Below are 22,316 nucleotides of genomic sequence, written 5' to 3'. Positions count from 1 at the left end.
AAGCACACGATTGTTGCATGTCGCGGCAATACCGCTCGCGAAGGGGGCGGATCTGTGCTGATGTGGGGGAATGTCTGATACGGAGAAACCAAAATGCCCGTCACGCCCCTAGGTCTGGACCCGTCCCTTTGCTTTATAGGGGGGGCTTGGGTGCCCTCTGCCACGTCGGCGCGTGTGACGCTGGTGAACCCGTCGGATGGATCGCGCCTGTGTGACATTGCGCGCGGATCGGACACAGACATTGATCGCGCGGTGCAGGCTGCCCATGCGGCGTTGCGCGGCGACTGGGGCCGCGCCACCGCAGCCGAACGCGGGCGGGTGCTGGCGCGGATCGGGCAGGGGGTTCTGGACAATATCGACGAACTGACCCGCCTCGAGGCGCTGGATGTGGGCAAGCCGTTGAAACAGGCCCGTGCAGATGTGCTGGCGCTGGCGCGCTATATGGAGTTTTACGGCGGTGCCTGTGACAAGCTGCACGGCGAAACGATCCCGTATCTGGACGGCTATACCGTCTATACCTTGCGCGAACCGCATGGGGTGACGGGGCATATTATCCCTTGGAATTATCCTATGCAGATCATCGGGCGTTCTGTCGGGGCGGCCCTTGCGATGGGCAACGCCACGGTGCTCAAGCCCGCCGAGGAAGCCTGTCTCACAGCCCTTGCCTTTGCGCAGATCGCCCATGCGGCAGGCCTGCCCGCCGGTGCGCTGAATGTGGTGCCGGGCTTGGGGGCCGAAGCGGGGGCGGCGCTGACGCGGCATTCCGGCGTGCATCATCTGTCGTTTACCGGCTCTGTCGGGGTCGGAAAGCTGATCCAGGAAACCACCGCCCGTAATGTCGTGCCTGTCACGCTTGAACTGGGGGGCAAGTCGCCGCAGCTGGTGTTTGACGATGCCGATATCGATGCAGCACTGCCGTTTCTGGTCAATGCGGGCATCCAGAATGCGGGCCAGACCTGTTCGGCGGCCTCCAGGATATTGGTGCAGCGCGGTGTCTATGACCGCGTGGTGGCACAGATGGGCGCGCGGTATGATGTCTTTCGGGTAGGCCCGGCCATGGCCGATCTGGATGTCGGGCCGCTGATTTCGTCGCGCCAAAAGGCCATCGTCGAAGGGTATCTGGCCAAGGGCGACGGTTTGGAGGTCGTCGGCCGTGGCCTGATCGTGGCGGATGCGCCTGAAAACGGGGCCTATGTCGCGCCGACATTATTCGCCGGTGTCGCCCCCGATCATGTGCTGGCCCAAGAGGAAATATTCGGCCCCGTGCAGGTCATCATCCCCTTTGATACCGAGGAAGAGGCCGTGCAAATCGCCAATGGCACCGACTTTGGATTGGTCGCCGCCGTGTGGTCGCAAAACGGGGCGCGGCAGATGCGGCTGGCCAAACAGCTGCGCGCGGGTCAGGTGTTCCTGAATAACTACGGCGCGGGGGGCGGGGTTGAACTGCCTTTCGGGGGTGTTGGCCTGTCCGGACATGGCCGCGAAAAGGGCTTTGAGGCGCTTTACGGGTTCTCGACCCTCAAGACGGTTGCGGCGTTCCACGGCTAGCGAAAAGTTAAGAATCGTCTTCACAAACGGTGCGACCGGTTGTAGCAACGGACTCACTTTGGTCCGGACGGTTCTGTCGTTCGGTTAAAAGGGAACGTGGTGCGGCACCTGCCCATTCCACGACTGCCCCCGCAACTGTAAGCGGCGAGCGATACCGGCAAAGGCCACTGTCATGTCTGTCATGATGGGAAGGTCCGGTTCAGCTTTGACCCGCAAGTCAGGAGACCTGCCAAGGTGATCACCCTGCTAAGGGCGCGAGGGGCGCTTTGGCTGCGGATTCTCCGCTGTGGTGGCTTCACCGTCTGCGGGGGGCAATCCAGTCCCTTTACTGACATTTACGACGTCAAACGACCGATTGCCGGTCGTTACCAAAGGGACTTAAGATGTTTAGAACATCCCTACTTTCATCCGCCGCGCTTATCGCGCTTTGCACCTCGGCCGCTGTTGCACAGGAAACACTGGCACTGGACGAGATCATCGTGTCGGGCGGCCTGTCGCCCATCGCCGCCAACGCCTATGGCCGCGCCGCAACTGTCATCACCGCACAAGACATCGAAGACCGCGGCATCACCAATGTCGCAGACGCCCTGCGCAGCCTGCCCGGTGTTCAGGTCAGCGGTGTTAGCAGCAACTTTACCCAAGTGCGCATCCGTGGCGGCGAAGCAAACCACACATTGGTGCTGATCGACGGTGTCGAAGCCGCCGGTGGCGACGGCGAATATGTGTTCAGCGGGCTTGAGACCGCCAACATCGAACGCATCGAAGTCCTGCGCGGCCCCCAGTCTGTGTATTACGGGTCGAACGCGTCTTCGGGTGTGATCAACATCATCACCCGCAAGGGCGATCTGGGCGAAACCTATTCCACCAGCCTCGAAGTCGGCTCTGCGACAATCGCCACCGCGTTTATCGCGCGCCGCAACGAACGGGGCGGTGTGTCGCTGTCCTTGGCGCATACCAATGACGCCGGCTATGACCAGTCTGGTGATGGCGGCGAAAAAGACGGGCTAGAGCGTAACACAGCGATCCTGAGCGGCGATTATCTGGTGACGGATGATCTGAAACTGGGCTTCGTTCTGCGCACATCCGATGAAAACTACGATTTTGATTCCACCTCTTTCGTGGCGACCGATCCGGCCAGCTATGTTGTTGACGATCCGTCGCAATATGCCGACCGCAAGGAACTGACAGCGCAGGTTTATGCCGAATACATGATGATGGGCGGGCGTTTGACGCACCGTCTGGCTTATGAGACCACCCGCAACCGCCAAAGCTCTAACGGGGCACCTTTGGGGCAGACCGAGAGTGAAGCGCTGAAATACCGCCTGAGCTATGGGTTGGACGGGCGCAGTGTTGCTGAAACCGATCACCTGCTGAACCTGCTTGTCGAGCGTCAAAGCGATACCAGCGACAGTAACCCGGCCTATAACCGCGCGGCCCAATCCATTGCCTTGGAATATCGCGGTGCGTTCAGCAACGGTGTTGATCTGCAAGCCGGTGCACGTTTCGACGACAACGATGTTTTCGAGAACGCCACGACGTGGAATGTTGGTCTGGGCTATACCTTGGCTGGATCGGGCATCCGTTTGCACGCATCGGCTGGTACGGGCGTTGTGAACCCCTCGTATTTCGAGCTTTTTGCCAATGCATTTGGCTATACCGGCAACCCAAACCTGCGTCCGGAAGAAAACAAGAGCTTTGATATCGGGGCCGAATTCCCGGTGTTTGAGGGGCGCGGCACGATTGATGTGACGTATTTCAACGAAAAGCTGACAGACGAGATTTCTTCCCTCTCGCTTGGTGGTGGTGCATTCACCTACGAGAACCAGGCCGGTGAAAGCACCCGCGAAGGTGTTGAGATTTCGGGCAACATGCAGGCGACCGACACCGTTTCGCTGCGCATGTCCTATACCTATCTGGATGCGAAGAACCCCAATGGCAGCGTGGAAATCCGCCGTCCGCGTCACGAATTCACCCTTGGTGCCACAGTTGAAACCTTTGGCGGCCGTGGGTCGGTTTCCGCAGACCTGCGCCACGTGTCGGCAAATTATGACACGCAGTTCTTTGGGACCTATTCGACGATCAAACTGCCGTCCTATACCACGGTTGATGTGGCCGCCGATTACGACCTGAATGACCGCGTGACGCTGACAGGGCGGATTACCAACCTGTTTGACGATGATGCAGTTGACGTCTGGGGCTATGCCAGCCGGGGCCGCGCGGCCTATATCGGTGTCCGTGCGAACTTCTAAACCCATCCACGCCATGTGGCTTGCGGGTGCGCTGTTTTGCGCGCCCGCTGTTTGCTTTGCCCAAGCCGCGCCGCAAAGGGTCGTGTCCTCAGACGCGCCGCAAAGGGTCGTGTCGATGAACCTGTGCACCGACCAGCTGGCAATGCTGATCGCAGGCGAGGGGCAGCTCTTGTCTGTCTCACAACTTGCCAGTGATCCGCGCAGCTCTGCTATGGTGGTGCAGGCGGACCAGTACATCACCAACCACGGACGCGCCGAAGAAATCTATCTGATGCAGCCCGATCTGGTGCTGACCAGCCCCTATAGTGCGCGCGCCACCGTGCGGATGTTGGAACGGCTTGGCATCAGGGTCGAGACCTTTGAGATCAGCAACAGTCTGTCCACCATCCCCGACCAACTGACCCATATGGGCGAGATCTTGGGCCAGCAAGACAAGGCGGCGGCACTGGTGGCCGAGTATCAAACCGCACTTGCCGCGTTTCAGGCCACCCCCTCCAACCGGCCCACAGCGGCGGTGTATCAGGCCAATGGCTATACCACAGGGGATAGGTCCATGGCGGGGGAGATCCTGACCTTGGCGGGGTTTAAAAATGCGGCCGTTGCGGCGGGCTATGCGGGTGGCGGGATCATCCCGCTTGAGGTTCTGGCCATGGCGCAACCCGATGCCGTGATCCAAAGCCTGCCCTATGAGGGCGGATCACGCGCCGAAGAAATTATGGACCATCCCGCCGTTGCCGCGCTGCGCAAGAATGGCGAAAGGGCAGGGCTGACAGATCACGATTGGGTCTGTGGTACACCATTTGTCCTGCGCGCCATCGCCAAGATGACGGAACTGCGTATACGCATTCAAGCCCAAGGAGCGGTGGAATGAACCGCCTTGCATTGTTCTTGTGCACCATTGTGGTGCTGTTGTTCATCGGTGCGCTGGTGATCGGCCCGGCACAGCTGAGCGTGGGTCAAAGTCTGAACGCCCTGATGTTTGGCGACGACGGCCCGATGACGCTGGTGATGCGCGAAATCCGTTTGCCACGTGCCATACTGGGGGTGCTGGTCGGCGGTGCTTTGGGGCTGGCCGGGGCCGCGATGCAGGGCTATCTGCGCAACCCCCTGGCTGATCCGGGGCTGATCGGCGTGTCGGGCTCTGCGGCTTTGGGGGCGGTTTTGTCGATCCAGACCGGGCTTGCGGCGACGATGGTTCTGGCCTTGCCGATGATGGCGCTGGCGGGGGCATTGGTGGGCGTCTTGCTGGTCTTGGTGCTGGCCGGACCCCGCGGATCGTCCCTGACCCTGATCCTTGCCGGGATCGCGATTTCCGCCTTTGCGGGGGCGCTGACATCGCTGGTGTTGAACCTGTCGCCGAACCCCTATGCGGCGAGCGAGATAATATTCTGGATGATGGGGTCGCTGGCGGATCGATCGATGATCCATGTCTGGATCGCCTTGCCCCTGATCATCACAGGAAGCCTGCTGCTGTCGACCCTGTCGCGCGGGCTGGATGCGCTGACCTTGGGCGAAGACGCGGCCGAGGCGATGGGGGTGAACCTGACCCGCCTGCGTCTGTCACTGATCTTTGGCACGGCGGCGGTTGTGGGGGCGTCCACTGCGGTTGCGGGGGCGATCGGGTTTGTCGGTCTTGTGGTGCCGCATTTACTGCGCCCTTGGGTTGGTGCACGGCCCGGTGCCTTGCTATGGGCCTCGGGGCTTGGCGGGGCGGCGATGATACTGGCCGCAGATATACTGGTGCGTGTGGTGCTGCCTGAAAGCGACCTCAAGCTGGGGGTGGTCACGGCACTGGTCGGGGCACCGCTGTTCCTGCACCTGATCTACCGCACGCGGAGGGACGGGCTATGACCATGCTCAGCCTGCGTGATTTCGCGGTGAAACGCCGGGACAAACAGATATTGCAGGGCATCAACCTCGAGATCGGACCGTCTGAAATCGTAGGGCTGATCGGCCCGAATGGCGCGGGCAAGACGACGCTGATGCGCGCCTGCCTGGGCTTGATCCCGTCGCAGGGGCACAGTTCGCTGGCCGCCATGTCATCGCGGGATCGGGGCCGCGCCGCCGCGTGGATGCCGCAAGCGCGTGAAATCGCCTGGCCTGTGGATGTGGAAACCCTGATCCGCCTTGGCCGCATTCCCCATCTGGTCGCAGGCCAAAAGCCAAGCGCGGCAGACACAGCCGCCGTGGAACGCGCCATCGCCCGCATGGGCCTTGAGGATTACCGCCACCGCACAGCGACGCATTTGTCGGGGGGCGAACAGGCGCGCGTGCTGATTGCCCGCAGCCTTGCCCAAGAGGCCCCTTTGCTGATGGCGGATGAACCCACGGCGGGGCTTGATCCCGCGCACCAGATTGCGACCATGCAAACCTTTGCGGCCCTTGCCCGGACGGGGCAATCTGTGTTGGTATCCCTGCATGATCTGGGTCTTGCCGCCCGCCATTGCACCCGCATCGTGATGTTGCACAGCGGTGGCATTGCAGCCGATGGACCGCCGCGTGACGTGCTGACCCCCGATCTGATCCGCGCCGCCTTTGGCATCAGCGCCTATTTGCAAGAAACACCCGACGGCATCATTTTCCAACCGCTAGAGGTTCTGTCATGACACCCGAAATGCTCGCTTTCCTGAACACCGGCGGTCCGGCGCTTTGGGCGATTGCGGTTCTATCCGTGCTGGTACTGGCCATCGTCTTGTGGAAATTGTGGCGTTTGTCGCTGATGGGCGCGTGGTCTCGTGCCCGCGCCGAGGCGATTGTCGCGGGCCAGTCTGTGCCCGCCAAAGGGCTGCGCGCCCGTTTCGCTGCCGATGTGATTGGCGCGCGCCGTTTACCTGACGGCCTTGCCCGCGAAGAGGTGATGCGCCTTGCGGGCCGTGTGCTGGTGCAACTGCGCAGCGGCTTGCGCCCGCTTGAACTGATTGTGACCATCGCGCCGCTGATCGGCTTGCTGGGCACCGTTTTGGGCATGATTGACGCGTTTCAGGCGCTGGAAACCACCGGCGGTCAGGCCGACCCGTCGGTTCTGGCCGGCGGCATCTGGGAGGCACTTTTGACCACGGCGGCAGGCATGGGCGTGGCGATCCCCGCCGCAGTCGCCCTTAGCTGGTTCGAAGCCATCGCCGAACGGGTGCAGGGCGACATGGAGGACATCGCCACACGTATCTTTACCTCCGGGGGGCAGGCGGGCTGATGTTTGCCTTTGCATCCCCACGCCGCAGCCGCAGGCCAAGCCTAACGCCAATGATCGACGTGGTGTTCTTGCTGTTGGTGTTTTTCATGCTGGCCTCGCAATTCGGTCAGGATGCGGCGGTGCGCCTGTCCGGTGCAGGGGCGGGGGCGGCCTATTCCGGCCCGCCGCGCCTGATCGACATCGCCCCCGACGCTCTGACGTTGAACGGCATGGGCGTTGATATTGCGGGCCTGCCCGATGCGCTGACCCCGCTGACCCAGGACCGCGCCGACACCGTCATTCTGCGCGGCACCGACGGGGCCAGCCTGCAACGGTTGCTGGATGTAGCACAGGCGCTGCAAGCCGCCGGGTTCGCCAATCTGGTCGTGGTGGAGTAGCGCCATGAAGTTCGCCCAACCCCGCCGCCGCCAGCCTGCTGAATCCATTGTTCCAATGATCAATGTCGTCTTTTTGCTGCTGATATTTTTCATGATGTCCGCCACGATCACGCAGGCCCCGCCGTTTGATCTGACCCTGCCCGAAACGCAGGCCAAGGGCGAAGTGACCGGCGACCAGACCTTGTATTTGTCGGCGCAAGGCACTGTTGGCTATGACGGCGCATTGGATGATGCCGCGTGGGACCTGCTTGGCGCGGTCGACCCTGCGCCGCTGACGGTCCGTGCGGATGCAACGCTCGAGGCCCGCAGGTTGGCGCAGGTTCTTGCGCGGCTGTCCGCGATGGGCCACGCAGATGTCGAATTGGTGATCCGTACGCCATGAAACAGTTCTTTGAATTCTCTGCCTTTCTTGCGGGTGCCACGGCGCTGCACCTGACGGTGGGCTATATCGCACCAACGGGTACCCAAAGCGCTGCGGGCGCGGGGGGCGATGCCACTGTCACGCTGGCGGCGGCAAACATGTCTGTGCAAGACATGGTGACCGAATGGGAAAAGCCCGTCGAGGTGGTGCAGAACGTGGTGCAACCGGCACAATTGCTCCCCGAATTGGCCGCCCCTGAACCCGCGATGCCACAAAGCGCTGTCACTTCGCGCGCCCCGTCACCTATGCCCGCTGCGGGTGCCGCCCCTGCATTGCCCGACGTCGATCAAACCCCGGCAGCCAAACCAAAACTGCCAGAGCAGCGCCCCAAACTGCGGCCAGAGAAGGTTGCAAAGCCAAAGCCAACGCCGAAACCGGTGGCCAAGGCCAAGTCAGTGCAGACCCCCAAAGCCACAGCGCAAAAACCGCAGCCCAAGAAATCTTCGCAATCCAACGCGCCACAAAAGGCGGCGGGCAGCGGTGGCAAAACCGCCAAGGGCTCCGCTGGCACCGGGGCCGCAACCAAAGCGAAACCGGCCAATCGCAAAAATCTGATGGCGTCCTGGGGCGGGCAGATCCGCACCAGCATCGAGCGGCGCAAGCGCTATCCATCGGGCACACGGGCGCATGGCACGGTGACGCTGGCCATTTCGGTCCATACCAAGGGGCAGGTGACGGGCGTGTCGGTGCGCAAATCTTCCGGCGTGGCCCAAATCGACCGCGCGGCGGTGGCTGCCGTGAAATCCGCCCGCATCGCTTCTGCGCCAAAGGGGCTGAAATCAGGGGTTCACAGCTTTACGCTGCCGATGAAGTTCGCGCCGTAACGCCTTGAAATCAGATTACTCGAGCGTGGTCGGATCGACCGCGATCAGGCCCAACCCACGCGCGGTGCTCATTGCCAGAATGGGGCTGTCCGGGCCGCCGGTGCTGATCTGGTAGGCGCGCATCGCCTTGCGGGTGGCGGTGTCGAAATTGCCTGAAATCTCTCCGGCATATGCCCCCCGCGCTTCAAGCGCGCGCTGGAAGGTTTCGATGAATTGCGGTGTCAGCTGATCGGCGCACAGGGTCTCGAACCAGTTGTCCTTGCGCGGGGTCACAATTTGCTGCCGCGTTTCGGTGCGGTAAATCGGCAGGGCCTGAATTTCTCCGGTGGTGCTGATCTGGGCGGGCTGGACCTGCACCTGTTCGGTCACGGTCTGGATCACCGCAGGCGACACGGTGCGGCCCCAACAGGATCCGGGAGGTGCCCCTGCGGGCCCTTGGGTGGTGGCCTCGATCACGCCCGGCTCTGGCGGGGGGGAATCCGCACCCGACATGTCGCAGCCCGACAGCGCTGCAAGGCAAAGGGCGATGGAACACCCTGTTAACACCAATTTTCGTGAAATTGCCTGCACGCCATGCCTTTGTCGGTCTCGTCTTTTGCGGCAATCTAACGCGTTTTTCCGGCGCTGCCTAGATCAATGGATAGGGGACTAACTGATTGGCACGTTTCTGCGGCAATCACGAGGTGTCATTGGTGGGCAAAAGGGGCTGGCGAAGGGCCGCGGGGCTGGCTACACATAGGGCGATATTTATTGCACAGGGGGTCACAATGGCCAAAATCACCTACGTAGAACACAACGGCACGGAACATGTGGTGGATGTGGCCAATGGCATGACCGTCATGGAAGGCGCACGCGACAACAACATCCCGGGAATCGAAGCCGATTGCGGCGGGGCCTGCGCCTGCTCGACCTGCCATGTCTATGTGGACCCGGCGTGGATCGACAAAGTACCGGCAAAGGACGACATGGAAGAAGACATGCTTGATTTCGCCTATCAGCCCGATCCTGAACGCTCGCGCCTGACCTGCCAGATCAAAGTGACCGACGCGCTTGATGGCTTGCGCGTCCAGATGCCAGAAAAGCAGATCTGATGCTGGCCGGGGCGCGGCGTCTTCCGGCGCGCCTTGCCACAGGGTTCGCCCGCCGCGCACAGCTGATATTGTGCGCGGGGTTGGCGGCGCTGCTGCCCGGCCTGGCCGTGGCAGATACCATCATGGCCGCGCGCTACACCGACCCGACAGATCGCTACGCTCATGGGATCTTGGGCGATGCGGTTGAATGGGGCACCCTCGAGGTCACGCTAAAGGATGGCACCCAGCGGCGCTTCATCCTGCCCGAAACGCTGGTGTTCGAAGACGTTGCCCCAAGGCTTTCCGATCTTGATGCAGACGGCTCCCCCGAAGTGATCGTGGTCGAAAGCAGCCTGACCTTGGGCGCGCGTCTGGTCGTCTACGGCCCCAGCGGCCGCCTTGCCATGACCGATCACATCGGGCGGAAGAACCGCTGGCTGGCCCCTATCGGCGCTGCCGATTTCACAGGCGACGGCCGGTCCGAGATCGCCATGGTGGTAACCCCGCATCTCGCCGGAAAACTGGTGATCCTGACATTTGACGGCGCACACCTTACACCTATTGCCACCACAAACGGCCTGACCAATCACCGCATTGGCGACACGGATATCGCAGGCGGTATCCGGAACTGTCAGGGCACCCCCCAGATGATCCTGGCAGAAATGCCGTGGCGCACAGGCGGGGATGCAAAAATGGTCGCGGTCAGCCTCTCGAAAGGCGCACTCACCCGCGCGCCGTTCAAAGAACCATTTACACAACAGAACATCGCACAAGCGCTGACCTGCGCGATAGACCCAAGCTGATATCCCAGCCTGATTTCCAAATGGTAAAAAATCCTGGGGGTCCGGGGGCTAGCCCCCGGTCCGGCCCCTGATTATGTCAGCGCCCGCCAGCCGATATCGCGCCGGAAGAAACCACCCGGCCAATCAACCGCGTCAACCATCGCATAGGCCCGCGCCTGCGCCTCGGCCAGACTGTCGCCCCGCGCGGTGACGTTCAGCACGCGCCCGCCCACAGCAACGATCTGCCCGTCTTTTTCGGCGGTGCCTGCGTGAAACACCATGTTGCGACTGTCTTCGGGCAAGGCGTCGAGCCCGGAGATGACGCTGCCTTTGTCATAGTCACCGGGATAGCCCAACGCGGCCATCACCACTGTCACCGCATGATCCTCGGCCCAGTTCACCTGCATGTCGGACAGGCGGGTTTCGGCGGCAGCGTGCAGCAGGTCAAGAACCTGCGCGCCCAGTCGCATCATCAACACCTGACATTCAGGGTCGCCAAAGCGTGCGTTATATTCCACCAGCCGGGGGGCACCGTCCTTGATCATCAGGCCCGCATAGAGAACCCCCTGATAGGGCATGCCGCGTCGGGACATCTCGGCCATCGTGGGCCGGATGATCTCGGCCAGGGCGCGTTCGGCGATGGCGTCGGTCAGCACGGGCGCAGGGGAATAGGCCCCCATGCCGCCAGTGTTGGGGCCTGTGTCGCCGTCACCCACGCGCTTGTGGTCCTGAGCCGTGCCGATGGGCAGCACGGTGTCGCCGTCGCACAGCACAAAGAACGACGCTTCTTCGCCGTCCATGAATTCCTCGATCACGACCTCGGCACCGGCATCGCCAAAGGTGCCGTCGAACATGGTGTCAACGGCGGCGAGCGCTTCTGCATCCGTCTCGGCGATGATCACGCCTTTGCCAGCGGCCAGACCGTCGGCCTTGATCACGATGGGGGCAGGGTGGTCGGCCAGATAGGCGCGCGCAGATGCGGCATCGGTAAAGTGGCCGTAGGCGGCTGTGGGCGCTTGCGCGGCATCGCAGATTTCTTTGGTGAACGCCTTTGAGGCCTCAAGCGCTGCGGCGGCTTTGGAGGGGCCAAAGACCAGAAAACCCGCATTGCGCAGATCGTCTGCTACGCCGGCGGCAAGCGGTGCCTCAGGCCCGATGATCACGAAATCAATGCTGTTTTCGTCGGCAAACCCGACCACAGCCGCGCCATTGTTAATGTCAAAGGACGCGCATTCGGCAATCGCGGCGATGCCAGCATTGCCCGGTGCCACGATCAGCTTGTCGCATTTGGGGTTTTGTAAAACGGCCCAGGCAAGGCTGTGTTCACGCCCGCCGCTGCCCAAAATAAGGATATTCATGAATGCGCTCCCTTGGCCTTGGTTGCTGCGCGTTCTAAGCTGGGGTTGTGAAATACACAAGCCGGACACGAGCCCAGACCCGAAGGACGCCCGCATGGACCTGATCGACACCCCCCGCGAGGGCGAAAACAGCCCCGAATTCACCGTGACCGAGCTGTCCGGCGCGATCAAGCGGGTGATCGAGAGCGAATTTTCCCATGTGCGGATTCGCGGCGAAGTGGGCCGTGTCAGCCGCCCGCGGTCGGGGCATATCTATCTGGACCTCAAGGATGACAGTTCGGTGATTTCCGGCGTGATCTGGAAGGGCGTCGCCGGTCGTCTGGAAACCCAGCCCGAAGAGGGGATGGAGGTGATCGCCACGGGCCGCATCACCACCTTTGGCGGGCAGTCGAAATACCAGATCGTCATCGAAGACATCAAACCGGCGGGTATGGGCGCGCTGATGGCGCTGCTGGAAAAACGCAAGGCGGCGCTGGCGGCTGAAGGGCTGTTCGCCCCCGAACGCAAACGCGCGCTGCCCTATTTGCCGGATGTGATCGGGGTGGTGACCTCGCCTTCAGGGGCGGTGATCCGCGATATTCTGCACCGGTTGCGCGACCGTTTTCCGCGCAAGGTGCTGATCTGGCCGGTGGCCGTTCAAGGTGCGAAATGCGCACCCGAAGTGGCCCGTGCCATCGAAGGCTTCAACCGGCTGACCCCCGGCGGGGCGATCCCGCGCCCTGATCTGTTGATCGTCGCGCGCGGTGGTGGGTCGGTCGAAGACCTTTGGGGGTTCAACGAGGAAATCGTCGCCCGTGCGGCGGCCATGTCGGAGATTCCGCTGATCTCGGCTGTGGGCCACGAGACGGACACGACCCTGATAGATTATGTGTCGGACAAGCGGGCACCGACCCCCACGGCTGCGGCTGAACTGGCGGTGCCTGTGCGTCACGAACTGGTCGCGTGGCTGGACGGGCAAGAGGCGCGGATGACACGGGCGCTAAGCCAGGGACTGGCGCGGCGCGATCAACGTCTGCGCGATATGACGCGGGCCTTGCCACGGGCTGAAAGTCTGTTGGACGGTCCCCGGCAAAAGCTGGATGTTCTGGGCGGGCGGCTGGGGCCGGCGCTGACCGCAGGCGTGCAAAAGCGCAAAGTGCGGCTGGCGAATATGTCCGGCGTCTTGCGCCCCGGCACGCTGACCCGCGCCTTGCAATCCGAACAGCGGCGGTTGGCGGCGCTGTCATCGCGGTTCCGCCCCGAGGCGTTGGTGCAGGATCACAAGCGTAAATCCGATGCATTCCAAGCGCTTGCGCGGCGTCTTTCAGATGCGGGGCAGCGCCAGACCCAAGGGTGGCGCAAACAGGTTGCGGGGCTGGACCGCTTGCATGAAATGCTCAGCTACAAGTCGACATTGGCGCGCGGCTATGCGGTTGTGCGCGGCGACGGCAATCTGGTCACGACCAAAAAGGCCGCCAAGGCTGCGACATCGCTTGAGATCGAATTCGCAGATGGCAGGATGCAGATCGGCGGGGCCGCTGCGCCGCGCAAGCCTGCGAAAAAGCCCCCCGAACAGGGCAGTCTGTTTTAGACGCCAGCTTTAGAAACCAGCTTTAGACGCCGATCTTGGGGCCAAGGCATAGCAGCTTTTCGTCGATGTCTTCGGCCTCGTAAAGTTCGGTCGTGGCGGGGTCGTTTTCAAACCGCGCGATCAAGCCGCTGCTGCCCAGCTGAAACGTCCAGCATTGCGCATCGGGCTTGTCGTCATAGGTGAAACAAATCTGGCCATTGTCCTCGTACCATTGGCCGGGTTTGCATTCGCCATCCAGAAACGACCATTCAACGCGGCGGCCTTCAAGATAGCGTTCCGCGCCGTAGGTCTGCCCATTGCTGTTGTAAAACAACGTCTTGCCGCTGGTGTAGGCTTCGAATTCCTTGGCCGTCATGGTGGTTTGCGCGGCCAAAGGTGCGGCGGTGATCAATGCAAGGGCGGCAAAAATATGTTTCATGACCGTAACCTGCCAGAAAGGATGCGCCTGATCCAGCAATCTTGAAAACGTGTCAGGCAGGATTTTGCCACCGCGCCACGCGCCTGTCCATGACGCGCCGCCAGATTGGCGGGACCAGCGCAAGCGCCGCCATCACCGGTAGGGATCGCGGCAGGATCGGCATCGTGTCAGCCGTGATCTCGAGCGCTGGAAAGGCGCGGGCGGGGCGTATGTGGTGGTCGGAATGGCGCGGGGCGTTCAGCATCATCGCTGATGAATACCACGCCGGGGCGTTCCAGCTGTGCTGCGGGCCGACAGGCTCCATCCGCCCGTCCTCGCGGATATGGCGGCGCAACCCGTAGTGCTGCACATAGTCGGACAGCAGCAATTGCATTTGCGCATAAAACGCGAGGGCCAGCAGGGAGAACACGCCATAGGCTCCGCCGATCAATGCGGCACAGCCCAGCGACACAGCGGCCCCCGCAAGATATCCGACATAGGGATGGGTCAGCACCGACTGTTCGGCCGCGCGCGCGCGCTGTTGGGTGTCGGCGCGCAGCCCCGCCATGAATTCGCCGCGCACCGCCCGCAGCGCATAGGCATAGAACCCTTCACCCAGACGGGCAGAGTTGGGATCGGCATCGGTTGCCGCGTGAATATGGTGCACCCGCAGATGCGCCGACACGTGATGGCCGTGCAAAAGTGAACAATAGATCGCCGTGCCGATGCGCCTTGGCCAACGGCTGCTGGCGTGGATCAGCTCGTGTGCGTTGGAGTTCGAGATCTGGCCGAAGAACAGCCCCGCCCCGAGGTAAATCAACACGTTATCTGCAAAATTTGACCCGCTGTTGCCTGCCAGCGCCCATACGGCCAAAGGCAGCAAGGCGAAATGTGAGGCGGCCAAAATCAGGCTCAGGCCGCGCCCTGTGTCGTCGCGGGGCGGTATCAGCCGTTCGATGCGGTCAAGGAAGAACACCAGCACCGTGATCGACAGCAATGCCGCGAGCGGCCACGCCCCGCCAAACAGGCAGGCCAGCGCCAAAAGCACGGCGGGGGTCAGGCTGGCGATGGCATACCAGATCATCTTTGCGGCTCCGTCTTTGTTACCTTGCCTTTGTTACGTCGTTTTGGTCGCATCTGGGAATGCGAAGTTTCTGATAGGCGAAATGCGGCGTGGAAAAGGACGCAAGCCGTACCAGACTCCGCGTAAAGTGCGAGGGAAAGGTCGTTTTTCGAATGTGAGCATCGGTGCAACTTTGATAGCTTGGGCGCAACAACCAGGCGAGGGGGCCGATATGGCATTGGATGAGCATAAAAAGTCTGACGGCAAAGGCCCTGAAAAAGGCGTCTGGAAATCCGGCAAGGGCAAGGGCCGCACCCATACCAAGGGCCGCCAGCTGGACGATGCCGCATGGGACGACGTGCGTGCATTGCTGGGTGACAAACCCCGCCGCGCGGATTTGCTGATCGAACATCTGCACCTGATCCAGGACGAATACGGCCATCTGTCGGCCGCCCATCTGCGCGCCCTGGCCGAGGAAATGCGCCTGAGCATGGCCGAGGTTTACGAGGTCGCCACGTTTTATGCGCATTTCGATGTGGTCAAAGAGGGCGAGACACCTCCGCCCGCGCTGACGATCCGTATCTGCGATTCTCTGGCCTGCGAGATGGCGGGCGCACAGGCGTTGAAGGCAGCACTTGAGGATGGCTTGGATGCGGAGCAGGTGCGTGTCGTGCGCGCGCCTTGCATGGGCCGTTGCGATACCGCGCCCGCGCTTGAGATCGGGCATAACTTTGTCGATCACGCCACATTGGAGAAGGTCGAGGCGGTGATTGCCGCTGGCGACACCCATGTGCATATCCCCGACTACGAAGATTTCGCGGCCTATGCGAAGGACGGCGGCTATGAGACGTTGAAAAACCTGCGCGCCACCGGCGATTGGGAGGCAGTGCAGGACCAGATGCTTGAGGCGGGTCTGCGCGGTCTGGGCGGCGCGGGTTTCCCGTCGGGCAAGAAATGGGGCTTTGTGCGTGGCAATGCCGGTCCGCGTTATATGGCCGTGAACGGGGACGAGGGCGAACCGGGCACCTTCAAGGACCGCTGGTATCTGGAACGCGTGCCGCATCAGTTCCTTGAGGGGATGTTGATCGCCGCATGGGCCGTCGAGGCTGAAAAAGTGTTCTTGTACATGCGCGACGAATATCCGCAGGTCTTGGCGTTGCTGCGCACGGAAATCGCGGCACTGGAAGAAGCGGGCATCGTCGAAGCAGGTTACATTGATCTGCGGCGCGGGGCGGGGGCTTATATCTGCGGCGAGGAATCCGCGATGATCGAAAGCATCGAAGGCAAACGCGGGATGCCCCGGCACCGCCCGCCCTATGTGGCGCAGGTCGGTATCTTTGGCCGCCCCACCTTGGTGCATAACGTCGAGACATTGCATTGGGTCACGCGGGTGTGCCGCGAGGGGCCGCAGGTGCTGAACACCACGGTCAGGAACGGTCGCAAAGGGCTGCGCAGCTTTTCGGTTTCGGGACGTGTGGCCAAGCCGGGCATGTATCTGTTGCCCGCCGGATCAACGATCACCGACATCATCGAGGCCGCAGGCGGCATGGCCGAAGGCCACGTGTTCAAGGCCTATCAACCGGGGGGGCCGTCTTCGGGACTGCTGCCAGCGTCGATGGCCGATATCGCGATGGACTTTGACGTTTTGCAGGCACACGGGTCATTCATCGGCTCGGCGGCGGTTGTTGTGCTGTCTGAGGCCGACAGTGCCAAGGCCGCAGCGCTGAACATGCTGCGGTTCTTTGAGGACGAAAGCTGCGGCCAATGCACGCCCTGCCGCGTGGGCTGCGAAAAGGCGGTCAAGCTGATGCAGGCGGACCGCTGGGACCAACCGCTGCTAGAGGAACTGTCCCAAGCCATGGTCGATGCGTCGATATGCGGGCTGGGGCAGGCTGCGCCGAACCCGATCCGGCTGGTGATGAAACATTTCCCAGACGAGGTCTAGCCCCGGGTTGACCGCAGCGTAATCCGGTCGATTATGCTGAATACACCGTGGTCTGGCGCGAGAGTGCCAGACCCGCTTGCGGGTATTCAACGCAGGATTTCCCGCGCGCCCAAGGCCACCTGCGACAGCGTATCGGATGGTTTTTTCCAATCGTCGGTTGTCTTGACCTTGGTGCGGACTTCTCCAAATTGCAAATTGCCGCGATTTGGGCCATGGTAGATTTCTAATTTACCCGCAATGACAGTCGTGGGTAAGGCACCGCAAGAATGGAGACGCAGCAATGGCCATACGGTCTATACGCCCGCTTGTTAGTTTATGTGTATTTGCCATTTACGCCTTGGCCGGGCCTGTACAGGCCGACCAACCACAGCTCAACTTCGCCGTGGCGCTTAGTCCGCCGCATATCACCGTTGAGCAAAACGGTGATATCGACCTTATCGTCAAGGAAACTTTCAGGCGCGTCGGCGTTACGATTGCCTATCAGCCCACATCGGTCAGTCGCGGATTATATGGCACCCTCACGGGTGAATTTGATGGTTTTTTCGCAACCCCGATATTGACTGCGCCAATGTTAAAGCCTTTGGTGCGCGTCGAGGAACCGATTTTTTCCAGCATTGCCGGCGGTGTCTTTCTGCGCGACGACATCACGATTTACGAACTTGCGGATTTCAAGAAATACCGTGTCGGCTATGGCAAGGGATGGAAGCAGCCGGGCATACTGCTGAAAGATGTGCCAGAAACACATACGGCCAACTCTCCCGAGCTTTTGATGGAAATGCTGGCCCAGGACCGGATTGATGTGGCCTTTATGTACTTCACTCATGCCCGATATATCGCCGACAAGAAAAAGATCACGGGGCTGAAATTCTCTAAATTCATCGACTATTCCGGCCTCTTTATTCATCTTAACCCGAAACATGCGGATCTAGCGGCCGATCTTGCCCAAGCGCTTCGGGACATGCGGGCTGACGGGACTTATATGGATATCCTGAGCCGCGCCGATCTTTCGACCAAGCAAGGTTTGTCGGAATGATATGCCGATTTGTCCCAGAGGGCATCCGTCGGGAAATCTGTCGGGCGATCTGGGGGCCGATGACCGGTCTGGTGATCGTCGCATGTCTGGTCCCGGCGGTTTTCTACTATGATATTTCCGAAGCGCGGCTGAAAGAACGTGTCGACAGCCTTGCGGCCAGCACTGCGGCGACGATGCAAGATGACATCTGGCAATATGATCTGGAAAGCGCGCAAAGGCTTCTGGACAGCTATGTCGAGCTTGGCGTCGTCACCGGGGCGGGGGTGTCGGATGGCAGATTGATCAACCTCGTTGCTGGGTCTCTTGACAACAGCACGCTTGCCTACCGGTTGGAGGTGCCGCTTTTCGGGGCGGACCGGTCAAGGGATGTGCAAATCGCCACATTGGTCTTTGAGGTGTCGCATGGCGAGATCTGGGAGGTGATCCTGCTGCGGCTGGCCGTCACGATGATCATCTCGGTTGTCTTTATTTTCTTTACGGCAATGCAGGTGCTGCGGCTGATGGATCGCACGGTTTTGCAGCCGATCCTGAATGTTTCAGATACGCTTAAGGAGTTTCCCGACGATTGGAAAACGCTGAAAATCGAACTGGATGACGGACCGACCCCGCGTCCTCGGGACGAAGTGACCACCTTGGTTGATGCGATCCACGGCATGCGCGACCAGATTTTGTCATCGCAGGCGGCCGGCGAAAGTTCCGAGAAAAAGCTGGCCTATGCAGCCTCTCTGGCGCGGCTTGGCTATGCCACGTTTGATATGACAACAGACAAGTTTACCGAATGTGACCCGATCTTTGCCCAGGCGCTGAACATGACCATGCAGCAGGTCATCGACATGGATATGCGCAAGGATTTCGTCGGCACGTTGTTGCGCGGCGAGAGTGCTGAGAAGCTGCAATCGATCGGCGAGCGGCTCCAAAGCGGGGAGCCTGTAGATACCATCCTGAAATATACGATGGAAGACGGGGAATCCCGGTTTTTACGCCAGATCATCCAGCCGTTGCGACACCCCAAGACCGGCGATCTAATGCTCGAAGCCGTGTCTTTGGACGTTACAGACCAGAAAATCCTCGAAGAACAGCTTTTGCAGGCGCAAAAACTGGACGCCATTGGCAAGCTGACGGGCGGTGTTGCCCATGATTTCAACAACTTGCTGGCGGTTATTTCCGGCAACATCGAACTGACGCTTTTGACGCTGGAAAACCAAAGCGAACGTGTTTTCCTTGAGGTGGCTCTTTCGGCGGTGCGCAACGGGGCGAATTTGACCCAACAATTGCTGTCCTTCGCGCGCAAACAGCCTTTGTCGCCGACCAATTTCGATGCCGCAGTGCTGATCAACAAATCCCACGCCTTGCTGGGGACGTCTGTGGGGGATGCGATAGATCTGGAAATCCTGACCGAAGACGGGCTTTGGAAAACCTTCGCCGATCCGGAAAAGCTGAAAACCACGATGCTCAATCTGGTGCTGAATGGTTGCGACGCCATGCCGGACGGGGGCAGGCTGACGATCAAGATCAGCAACTGCAAGATCGGCCCGGACTATGTTTTGCGCCGCGCAGAGGTGGAGGCAGGCGACTATGTGTGCATATCCGTCAACGATACCGGCCATGGCATGTCAGATGAAACGCTCCAGCGTGCGGTTGAACCGTTTTTCACCACCAAAGGTGTCGGCAAGGGTACCGGGCTTGGTCTGCCGATCGCGTTTGGATTTGCCAAACAATCGAAAGGGCATCTTGAGATATATTCCGAACAGGGGATCGGCACGTCGGTCAAGCTGTATCTGCCACGCGCGCTAGAGGTCGAAAACGCGGTCGAGATTGAAAGACCGCCCCCGTCTCGCGCCAATTTCGCAGGGATGGTGGTGCTGCTGGTCGAAGACAACGCGGAGCTTCGGAAAATGTTCAAGCTCATGCTCGTGGCGATGGGCTGCGTTGTGCATGAAGCCGACGACGGTCCCGTGGCCCTGGCGCTGGCTGAAAACCTGCCGAAGGTTGATCTGATCCTGAGCGATATTGTTTTGCCGGGGGGCATGGACGGGACGCAGGCGGTCAAAAAGCTTGCAGTGTTCTTCCCTGATGCCGCCGTGATCTTTATGTCGGGGTTCACCGAAAATCCGATCATTCAGAACGGCCGTATGGATGCGGGTATTACCTTGCTGCAAAAGCCCTTCGGGGCAGCTGAACTGACTGCGGCAATCGCAACACTGCGTGGTTGAAACGGCACGCAGGCCCGGCTTTGGGCTAGTTCTTGACCACGAGGCAGGTACATCTTTTCTGGCGCAAACCCGCGCAAAGCTGTTGGGCGCTTGTGCGGGTGTCCGCGCCATATTGCGCAAAAAAGAACCCTTTGCGCCCTGACACGCGGTTTTTCTTATAAAGCATGTCCAGTTTCCGGCCCTTCACTGTGGCCCGGCAGGACGACATATTCGATGCCGCCTTGGACTGTGCCGCCCGTTTGCTGGTGCCAAAAGCGACCTGCACCCCCCAGGGTTTCAGCACCGGTGGCGGCGGCGTGAGCTTGAGCGGTGTAATGCGGCGCGATGCGGCCATCATGTAGCACGCAGGCAGGAATGGCGCGTCTTTTGACAAACGAAAATCGGGTGCTTTCGGGGGGGTGTCGCGCCAGATATCGGCGGCCAGACCGGTGATGATGGGGACGTAATTCACCGTTTCAGGGGCCAGCCCTTTGCCTTGCAAAAACCCTTCGGCGCGGCGTTCGCCACCGTTATAGCCAATCGCCGCCATGCCTTCGTTACCATATTTCCCAACCATTTCAGCAAGGTACTGCGCGGAATGTTCCAATGCGTCGGCCGGATTATAGGGGTCTTTCAACCCACGCAATGCGGCGGTTGACGGAATGAACTGTGCGATCCCGCGTGCGTTTGCATGGCTCAGGGCGTTTTGGTCAAAGCGGCTTTCTTGCCAGATCAGCCGCGCAAAGAAGTCGCGGTTCAGCCCGTGCCGGTCCGAGAAAACCTTGATCGCATTGCAGGTGTCATAGACGAAATGCGCGGGTCTGATGCAATGGGCATGGCCCCATTTGGTGCTGGAACAATAGCGTTGGTCGGGGTCCGCGCGACCCGCGTTCCCCAAGAGCAGAAGGGCAAATATCAAAAACCAACGCATGATAACTTGGTGGGGCAGGCTGCGCGGGCTGTCAATTCCTGTTGGTGCCCTTTCCTCTGACCCGTTGAGCCTATAGATCATAGCAAACGCCTGATACTTTTGCGGAGACTGCGCTTGGCCTTTTTCAAGAAACTGAAAAGCAAACTGTTCAAATCATCGTCCAAGATTGACGAAGGGCTTGAGGCGATCATTGAGGACGGCGGTGTTGTTGACGCCCCCGAAACCATTGACGAACTGCCCGTCGATCAGGTGATGGACACCCCCGTCGCCGCAGTCGAGGCATTGCCCGAAGCGGTCGATGAGGAGCCGGCACCTATGCCTGCCGACACGGTGGATGCGCCTGAACCCGTGTCCATCCCCAAGGCGGTTGAACCGGCCAAGCCCGAGCCCGTGCAGCCGAAACCCGTACAATTAGAGCCTGTAAGCCCCGAGCCTGCCACGCCCGAGCCCGCAAAGCCCGGTCTGATGGGGCGCTTGATGGGGCGCAGCACCGCCGCACCTGTTGTGCGTCGCGTGTTGGATGACGAGATGCTCGAGCAGCTCGAAGAGCTGTTGATCTCGACCGATATGGGCGTTGATACCGCCTTGCGCGTCACGGCGAACATGGCCGAAGGCCGCTTTGGCAAACGTCTGTCGGTCGAAGAAATCAAACGTCTGCTGGCTGCGGAAATCGCGCGGATCATGGACCCGATTGCCAAGCCGTTGCCGCTATATGCCAAGACACCACAGGTGGTGTTGGTTGTGGGCGTGAACGGGTCGGGCAAAACGACAACCATCGGCAAACTGGCCAGCCAGTTCAAGGCGGCGGGCAAGCATGTAATGATTGCCGCCGGTGATACCTTCCGCGCCGCCGCGGTTGAGCAGTTGCAGGTCTGGGGCGACCGTGCGGGCGTGCCTGTCTTGACGGCGGCCCAAGGGTCCGACCCCGCCAGCCTTGCCTTTGAGGCAATGGGGCAGGCCGAACGCGATGGCGCGGATCTGCTGTTGATCGACACCGCCGGACGCCTGCAAAACCGGGGTGACCTGATGGAGGAACTGGCCAAGATCGTGCGGGTGATCCGCAAGAAAGACCCGTCGGCCCCGCATAACACCCTGTTGGTGCTGGACGCGACAACGGGCCAGAACGCGCTTAATCAGGTCAAGGTATTCCAAGAGATTTCGGATGTGTCGGGTCTGGTCATGACCAAGCTGGATGGCACAGCCAAGGGCGGTGTGCTGGTGGCCTTGGCGGATAAATTCGGCCTGCCGATCCACGCGATCGGGGTGGGCGAACAGATCGACGATCTGCAACCGTTTGATCCGCAGGAATTCGCGGATGCGCTGATGGGGCTGGACCCGCAGTGACCCTGTCGCATAACGGGCCGCG

General features: G+C 60.9%; 21 protein-coding genes and 1 riboswitch. Of the genes, 16 read left to right on the top strand and 5 right to left on the bottom strand.

Annotation, left to right across the window (positions count from 1 at the left end; all coding sequences use genetic code 11):
- The first annotated feature begins 93 nt into the window (after nt 1-93).
- The 9 genes from HGT1_RS08590 (at nt 94) to HGT1_RS08550 (ending at nt 8,609) form a co-directional block, all read left to right on the top strand.
- Nucleotides 94-1,548, top strand: a complete 1,455-nt coding sequence (locus HGT1_RS08590) for an aldehyde dehydrogenase family protein (protein WP_176249510.1) — start codon at nt 94-96, stop codon at nt 1,546-1,548.
- A gap of 42 nt (nt 1,549-1,590) precedes the next feature.
- Nucleotides 1,591-1,797: riboswitch (cobalamin riboswitch) on the top strand.
- A 134-nt stretch (nt 1,798-1,931) separates the two neighbouring features.
- Nucleotides 1,932-3,797 (top strand): TonB-dependent siderophore receptor, encoded by a 1,866-nt coding sequence (locus HGT1_RS08585; RefSeq protein WP_176249509.1) that lies wholly within the window; start codon nt 1,932-1,934, stop codon nt 3,795-3,797.
- The gene (locus tag HGT1_RS08580; RefSeq protein ID WP_255200144.1) at nt 3,778-4,668 is read left to right on the top strand and encodes an ABC transporter substrate-binding protein; all 891 of its coding nucleotides are present in this window, start codon (nt 3,778-3,780) and stop codon (nt 4,666-4,668) included. Before HGT1_RS08585 ends, HGT1_RS08580 begins: the two co-directional genes overlap by 20 nt.
- Complete coding sequence (locus HGT1_RS08575; protein ID WP_176249507.1) at nt 4,665-5,648, top strand: iron ABC transporter permease; 984 nt, start codon at nt 4,665-4,667, stop codon at nt 5,646-5,648. Before HGT1_RS08580 ends, HGT1_RS08575 begins: the two co-directional genes overlap by 4 nt.
- Nucleotides 5,645-6,403: an ABC transporter ATP-binding protein gene (locus HGT1_RS08570; protein WP_176249506.1), complete on the top strand. Its 759-nt coding sequence runs from the start codon at nt 5,645-5,647 to the stop codon at nt 6,401-6,403. Before HGT1_RS08575 ends, HGT1_RS08570 begins: the two co-directional genes overlap by 4 nt.
- Nucleotides 6,400-6,987 carry a MotA/TolQ/ExbB proton channel family protein gene (locus tag HGT1_RS08565; RefSeq protein ID WP_176249505.1) on the top strand — a complete coding sequence of 196 codons (588 nt, stop codon included), beginning with the start codon at nt 6,400-6,402 and terminating at the stop codon, nt 6,985-6,987. The genes HGT1_RS08570 and HGT1_RS08565 overlap by 4 nt, the downstream gene beginning before the upstream one ends.
- Complete coding sequence (locus HGT1_RS08560) at nt 6,987-7,364, top strand: biopolymer transporter ExbD (protein WP_176249504.1); 378 nt, start codon at nt 6,987-6,989, stop codon at nt 7,362-7,364. Before HGT1_RS08565 ends, HGT1_RS08560 begins: the two co-directional genes overlap by 1 nt.
- Before the next feature lie 4 nt (nt 7,365-7,368).
- Nucleotides 7,369-7,746, top strand: a complete 378-nt coding sequence (locus tag HGT1_RS08555; protein WP_176249503.1) for a biopolymer transporter ExbD — start codon at nt 7,369-7,371, stop codon at nt 7,744-7,746.
- The gene (locus HGT1_RS08550) at nt 7,743-8,609 is read left to right on the top strand and encodes an energy transducer TonB (RefSeq protein WP_176249502.1); all 867 of its coding nucleotides are present in this window, start codon (nt 7,743-7,745) and stop codon (nt 8,607-8,609) included. Before HGT1_RS08555 ends, HGT1_RS08550 begins: the two co-directional genes overlap by 4 nt.
- 15 nt (nt 8,610-8,624) lie before the next feature.
- Here HGT1_RS08550 and HGT1_RS08545 read toward each other — a convergent pair whose 3' ends face one another.
- Entirely contained in the window at nt 8,625-9,179 is a 555-nt protein-coding gene (locus HGT1_RS08545) for a peptidoglycan-binding domain-containing protein (protein WP_255200143.1), read from the bottom strand.
- Nucleotides 9,180-9,376: 197 nt separating this feature from the next.
- Between HGT1_RS08545 and HGT1_RS08540 the strand changes: the two genes are divergently transcribed.
- Both HGT1_RS08540 and HGT1_RS08535 read left to right on the top strand, forming a co-directional pair.
- Nucleotides 9,377-9,700, top strand: a complete 324-nt coding sequence (locus tag HGT1_RS08540; protein ID WP_176249501.1) for a 2Fe-2S iron-sulfur cluster-binding protein — start codon at nt 9,377-9,379, stop codon at nt 9,698-9,700.
- Complete coding sequence (locus HGT1_RS08535) at nt 9,700-10,482, top strand: VCBS repeat-containing protein (RefSeq protein WP_176249500.1); 783 nt, start codon at nt 9,700-9,702, stop codon at nt 10,480-10,482. Before HGT1_RS08540 ends, HGT1_RS08535 begins: the two co-directional genes overlap by 1 nt.
- A 71-nt stretch (nt 10,483-10,553) precedes the next feature.
- Here HGT1_RS08535 and purD read toward each other — a convergent pair whose 3' ends face one another.
- On the bottom strand, nt 10,554-11,819 hold the full coding sequence (gene purD / locus HGT1_RS08530) for a phosphoribosylamine--glycine ligase (RefSeq protein WP_176249499.1): 1,266 nt from the start codon (nt 11,817-11,819) through the stop codon (nt 10,554-10,556).
- A gap of 94 nt (nt 11,820-11,913) precedes the next feature.
- Here purD and xseA point away from each other — a divergent pair, with 94 nt between their 5' ends.
- On the top strand, nt 11,914-13,389 hold the full coding sequence (gene xseA, locus HGT1_RS08525; RefSeq protein ID WP_176249498.1) for an exodeoxyribonuclease VII large subunit: 1,476 nt from the start codon (nt 11,914-11,916) through the stop codon (nt 13,387-13,389).
- Nucleotides 13,390-13,411: 22 nt separating this feature from the next.
- On the opposite strand, the gene HGT1_RS08520 is transcribed toward xseA, so the two are convergent.
- Both HGT1_RS08520 and HGT1_RS08515 read right to left on the bottom strand, forming a co-directional pair.
- Entirely contained in the window at nt 13,412-13,807 is a 396-nt protein-coding gene (locus HGT1_RS08520; RefSeq protein WP_176249497.1) for a hypothetical protein, read from the bottom strand.
- A gap of 52 nt (nt 13,808-13,859) precedes the next feature.
- Complete coding sequence (locus HGT1_RS08515; RefSeq protein WP_176249496.1) at nt 13,860-14,870, bottom strand: alkane 1-monooxygenase; 1,011 nt, start codon at nt 14,868-14,870, stop codon at nt 13,860-13,862.
- A 211-nt stretch (nt 14,871-15,081) separates the two neighbouring features.
- Here HGT1_RS08515 and HGT1_RS08510 point away from each other — a divergent pair, with 211 nt between their 5' ends.
- The 3 genes from HGT1_RS08510 (at nt 15,082) to HGT1_RS08500 (ending at nt 20,040) form a co-directional block, all read left to right on the top strand.
- Entirely contained in the window at nt 15,082-16,794 is a 1,713-nt protein-coding gene (locus HGT1_RS08510; RefSeq protein ID WP_176249495.1) for an NAD(P)H-dependent oxidoreductase subunit E, read from the top strand.
- A gap of 280 nt (nt 16,795-17,074) precedes the next feature.
- Entirely contained in the window at nt 17,075-17,827 is a 753-nt protein-coding gene (locus tag HGT1_RS08505; protein ID WP_176249494.1) for an ABC transporter substrate-binding protein, read from the top strand.
- Complete coding sequence (locus HGT1_RS08500) at nt 17,824-20,040, top strand: ATP-binding protein (protein ID WP_176249493.1); 2,217 nt, start codon at nt 17,824-17,826, stop codon at nt 20,038-20,040. Before HGT1_RS08505 ends, HGT1_RS08500 begins: the two co-directional genes overlap by 4 nt.
- Before the next feature lie 25 nt (nt 20,041-20,065).
- Here HGT1_RS08500 and HGT1_RS08495 read toward each other — a convergent pair whose 3' ends face one another.
- Nucleotides 20,066-21,031, bottom strand: coding sequence for a lytic transglycosylase domain-containing protein (locus tag HGT1_RS08495; protein ID WP_255200142.1), 966 nt, complete (start codon nt 21,029-21,031; stop codon nt 20,066-20,068).
- 33 nt (nt 21,032-21,064) lie between these two features.
- Here HGT1_RS08495 and ftsY point away from each other — a divergent pair, with 33 nt between their 5' ends.
- Entirely contained in the window at nt 21,065-22,294 is a 1,230-nt protein-coding gene (gene ftsY / locus HGT1_RS08490) for a signal recognition particle-docking protein FtsY (RefSeq protein WP_176249492.1), read from the top strand.
- The last annotated feature ends 22 nt before the right edge of the window (nt 22,295-22,316 follow it).

The organism is Sulfitobacter sp. HGT1, from assembly GCF_013282155.1.
Classification (GTDB): Bacteria; Pseudomonadota; Alphaproteobacteria; order Rhodobacterales; family Rhodobacteraceae; genus Sulfitobacter.
This window is presented reverse-complemented; position numbering and strand designations above follow the sequence as displayed.

Coding starts and splice junctions, on each gene's coding strand:
- HGT1_RS08590 (WP_176249510.1), top strand. CDS start 94: ATGCCCGTCACGCCCCTAGGTCTGGACCCGTCCCTTTGCTTTATAGGG.
- HGT1_RS08585 (WP_176249509.1), top strand. CDS start 1,932: ATGTTTAGAACATCCCTACTTTCATCCGCCGCGCTTATCGCGCTTTGC.
- HGT1_RS08575 (WP_176249507.1), top strand. CDS start 4,665: ATGAACCGCCTTGCATTGTTCTTGTGCACCATTGTGGTGCTGTTGTTC.
- HGT1_RS08570 (WP_176249506.1), top strand. CDS start 5,645: ATGACCATGCTCAGCCTGCGTGATTTCGCGGTGAAACGCCGGGACAAA.
- HGT1_RS08565 (WP_176249505.1), top strand. CDS start 6,400: ATGACACCCGAAATGCTCGCTTTCCTGAACACCGGCGGTCCGGCGCTT.
- HGT1_RS08560 (WP_176249504.1), top strand. CDS start 6,987: ATGTTTGCCTTTGCATCCCCACGCCGCAGCCGCAGGCCAAGCCTAACG.
- HGT1_RS08555 (WP_176249503.1), top strand. CDS start 7,369: ATGAAGTTCGCCCAACCCCGCCGCCGCCAGCCTGCTGAATCCATTGTT.
- HGT1_RS08550 (WP_176249502.1), top strand. CDS start 7,743: ATGAAACAGTTCTTTGAATTCTCTGCCTTTCTTGCGGGTGCCACGGCG.
- HGT1_RS08540 (WP_176249501.1), top strand. CDS start 9,377: ATGGCCAAAATCACCTACGTAGAACACAACGGCACGGAACATGTGGTG.
- HGT1_RS08535 (WP_176249500.1), top strand. CDS start 9,700: ATGCTGGCCGGGGCGCGGCGTCTTCCGGCGCGCCTTGCCACAGGGTTC.
- purD (WP_176249499.1), bottom strand. CDS start 11,819: ATGAATATCCTTATTTTGGGCAGCGGCGGGCGTGAACACAGCCTTGCC.
- xseA (WP_176249498.1), top strand. CDS start 11,914: ATGGACCTGATCGACACCCCCCGCGAGGGCGAAAACAGCCCCGAATTC.
- HGT1_RS08520 (WP_176249497.1), bottom strand. CDS start 13,807: ATGAAACATATTTTTGCCGCCCTTGCATTGATCACCGCCGCACCTTTG.
- HGT1_RS08515 (WP_176249496.1), bottom strand. CDS start 14,870: ATGATCTGGTATGCCATCGCCAGCCTGACCCCCGCCGTGCTTTTGGCG.
- HGT1_RS08510 (WP_176249495.1), top strand. CDS start 15,082: ATGGCATTGGATGAGCATAAAAAGTCTGACGGCAAAGGCCCTGAAAAA.
- HGT1_RS08505 (WP_176249494.1), top strand. CDS start 17,075: ATGGCCATACGGTCTATACGCCCGCTTGTTAGTTTATGTGTATTTGCC.
- HGT1_RS08500 (WP_176249493.1), top strand. CDS start 17,824: ATGATATGCCGATTTGTCCCAGAGGGCATCCGTCGGGAAATCTGTCGG.
- HGT1_RS08495 (WP_255200142.1), bottom strand. CDS start 21,031: ATGATCTATAGGCTCAACGGGTCAGAGGAAAGGGCACCAACAGGAATT.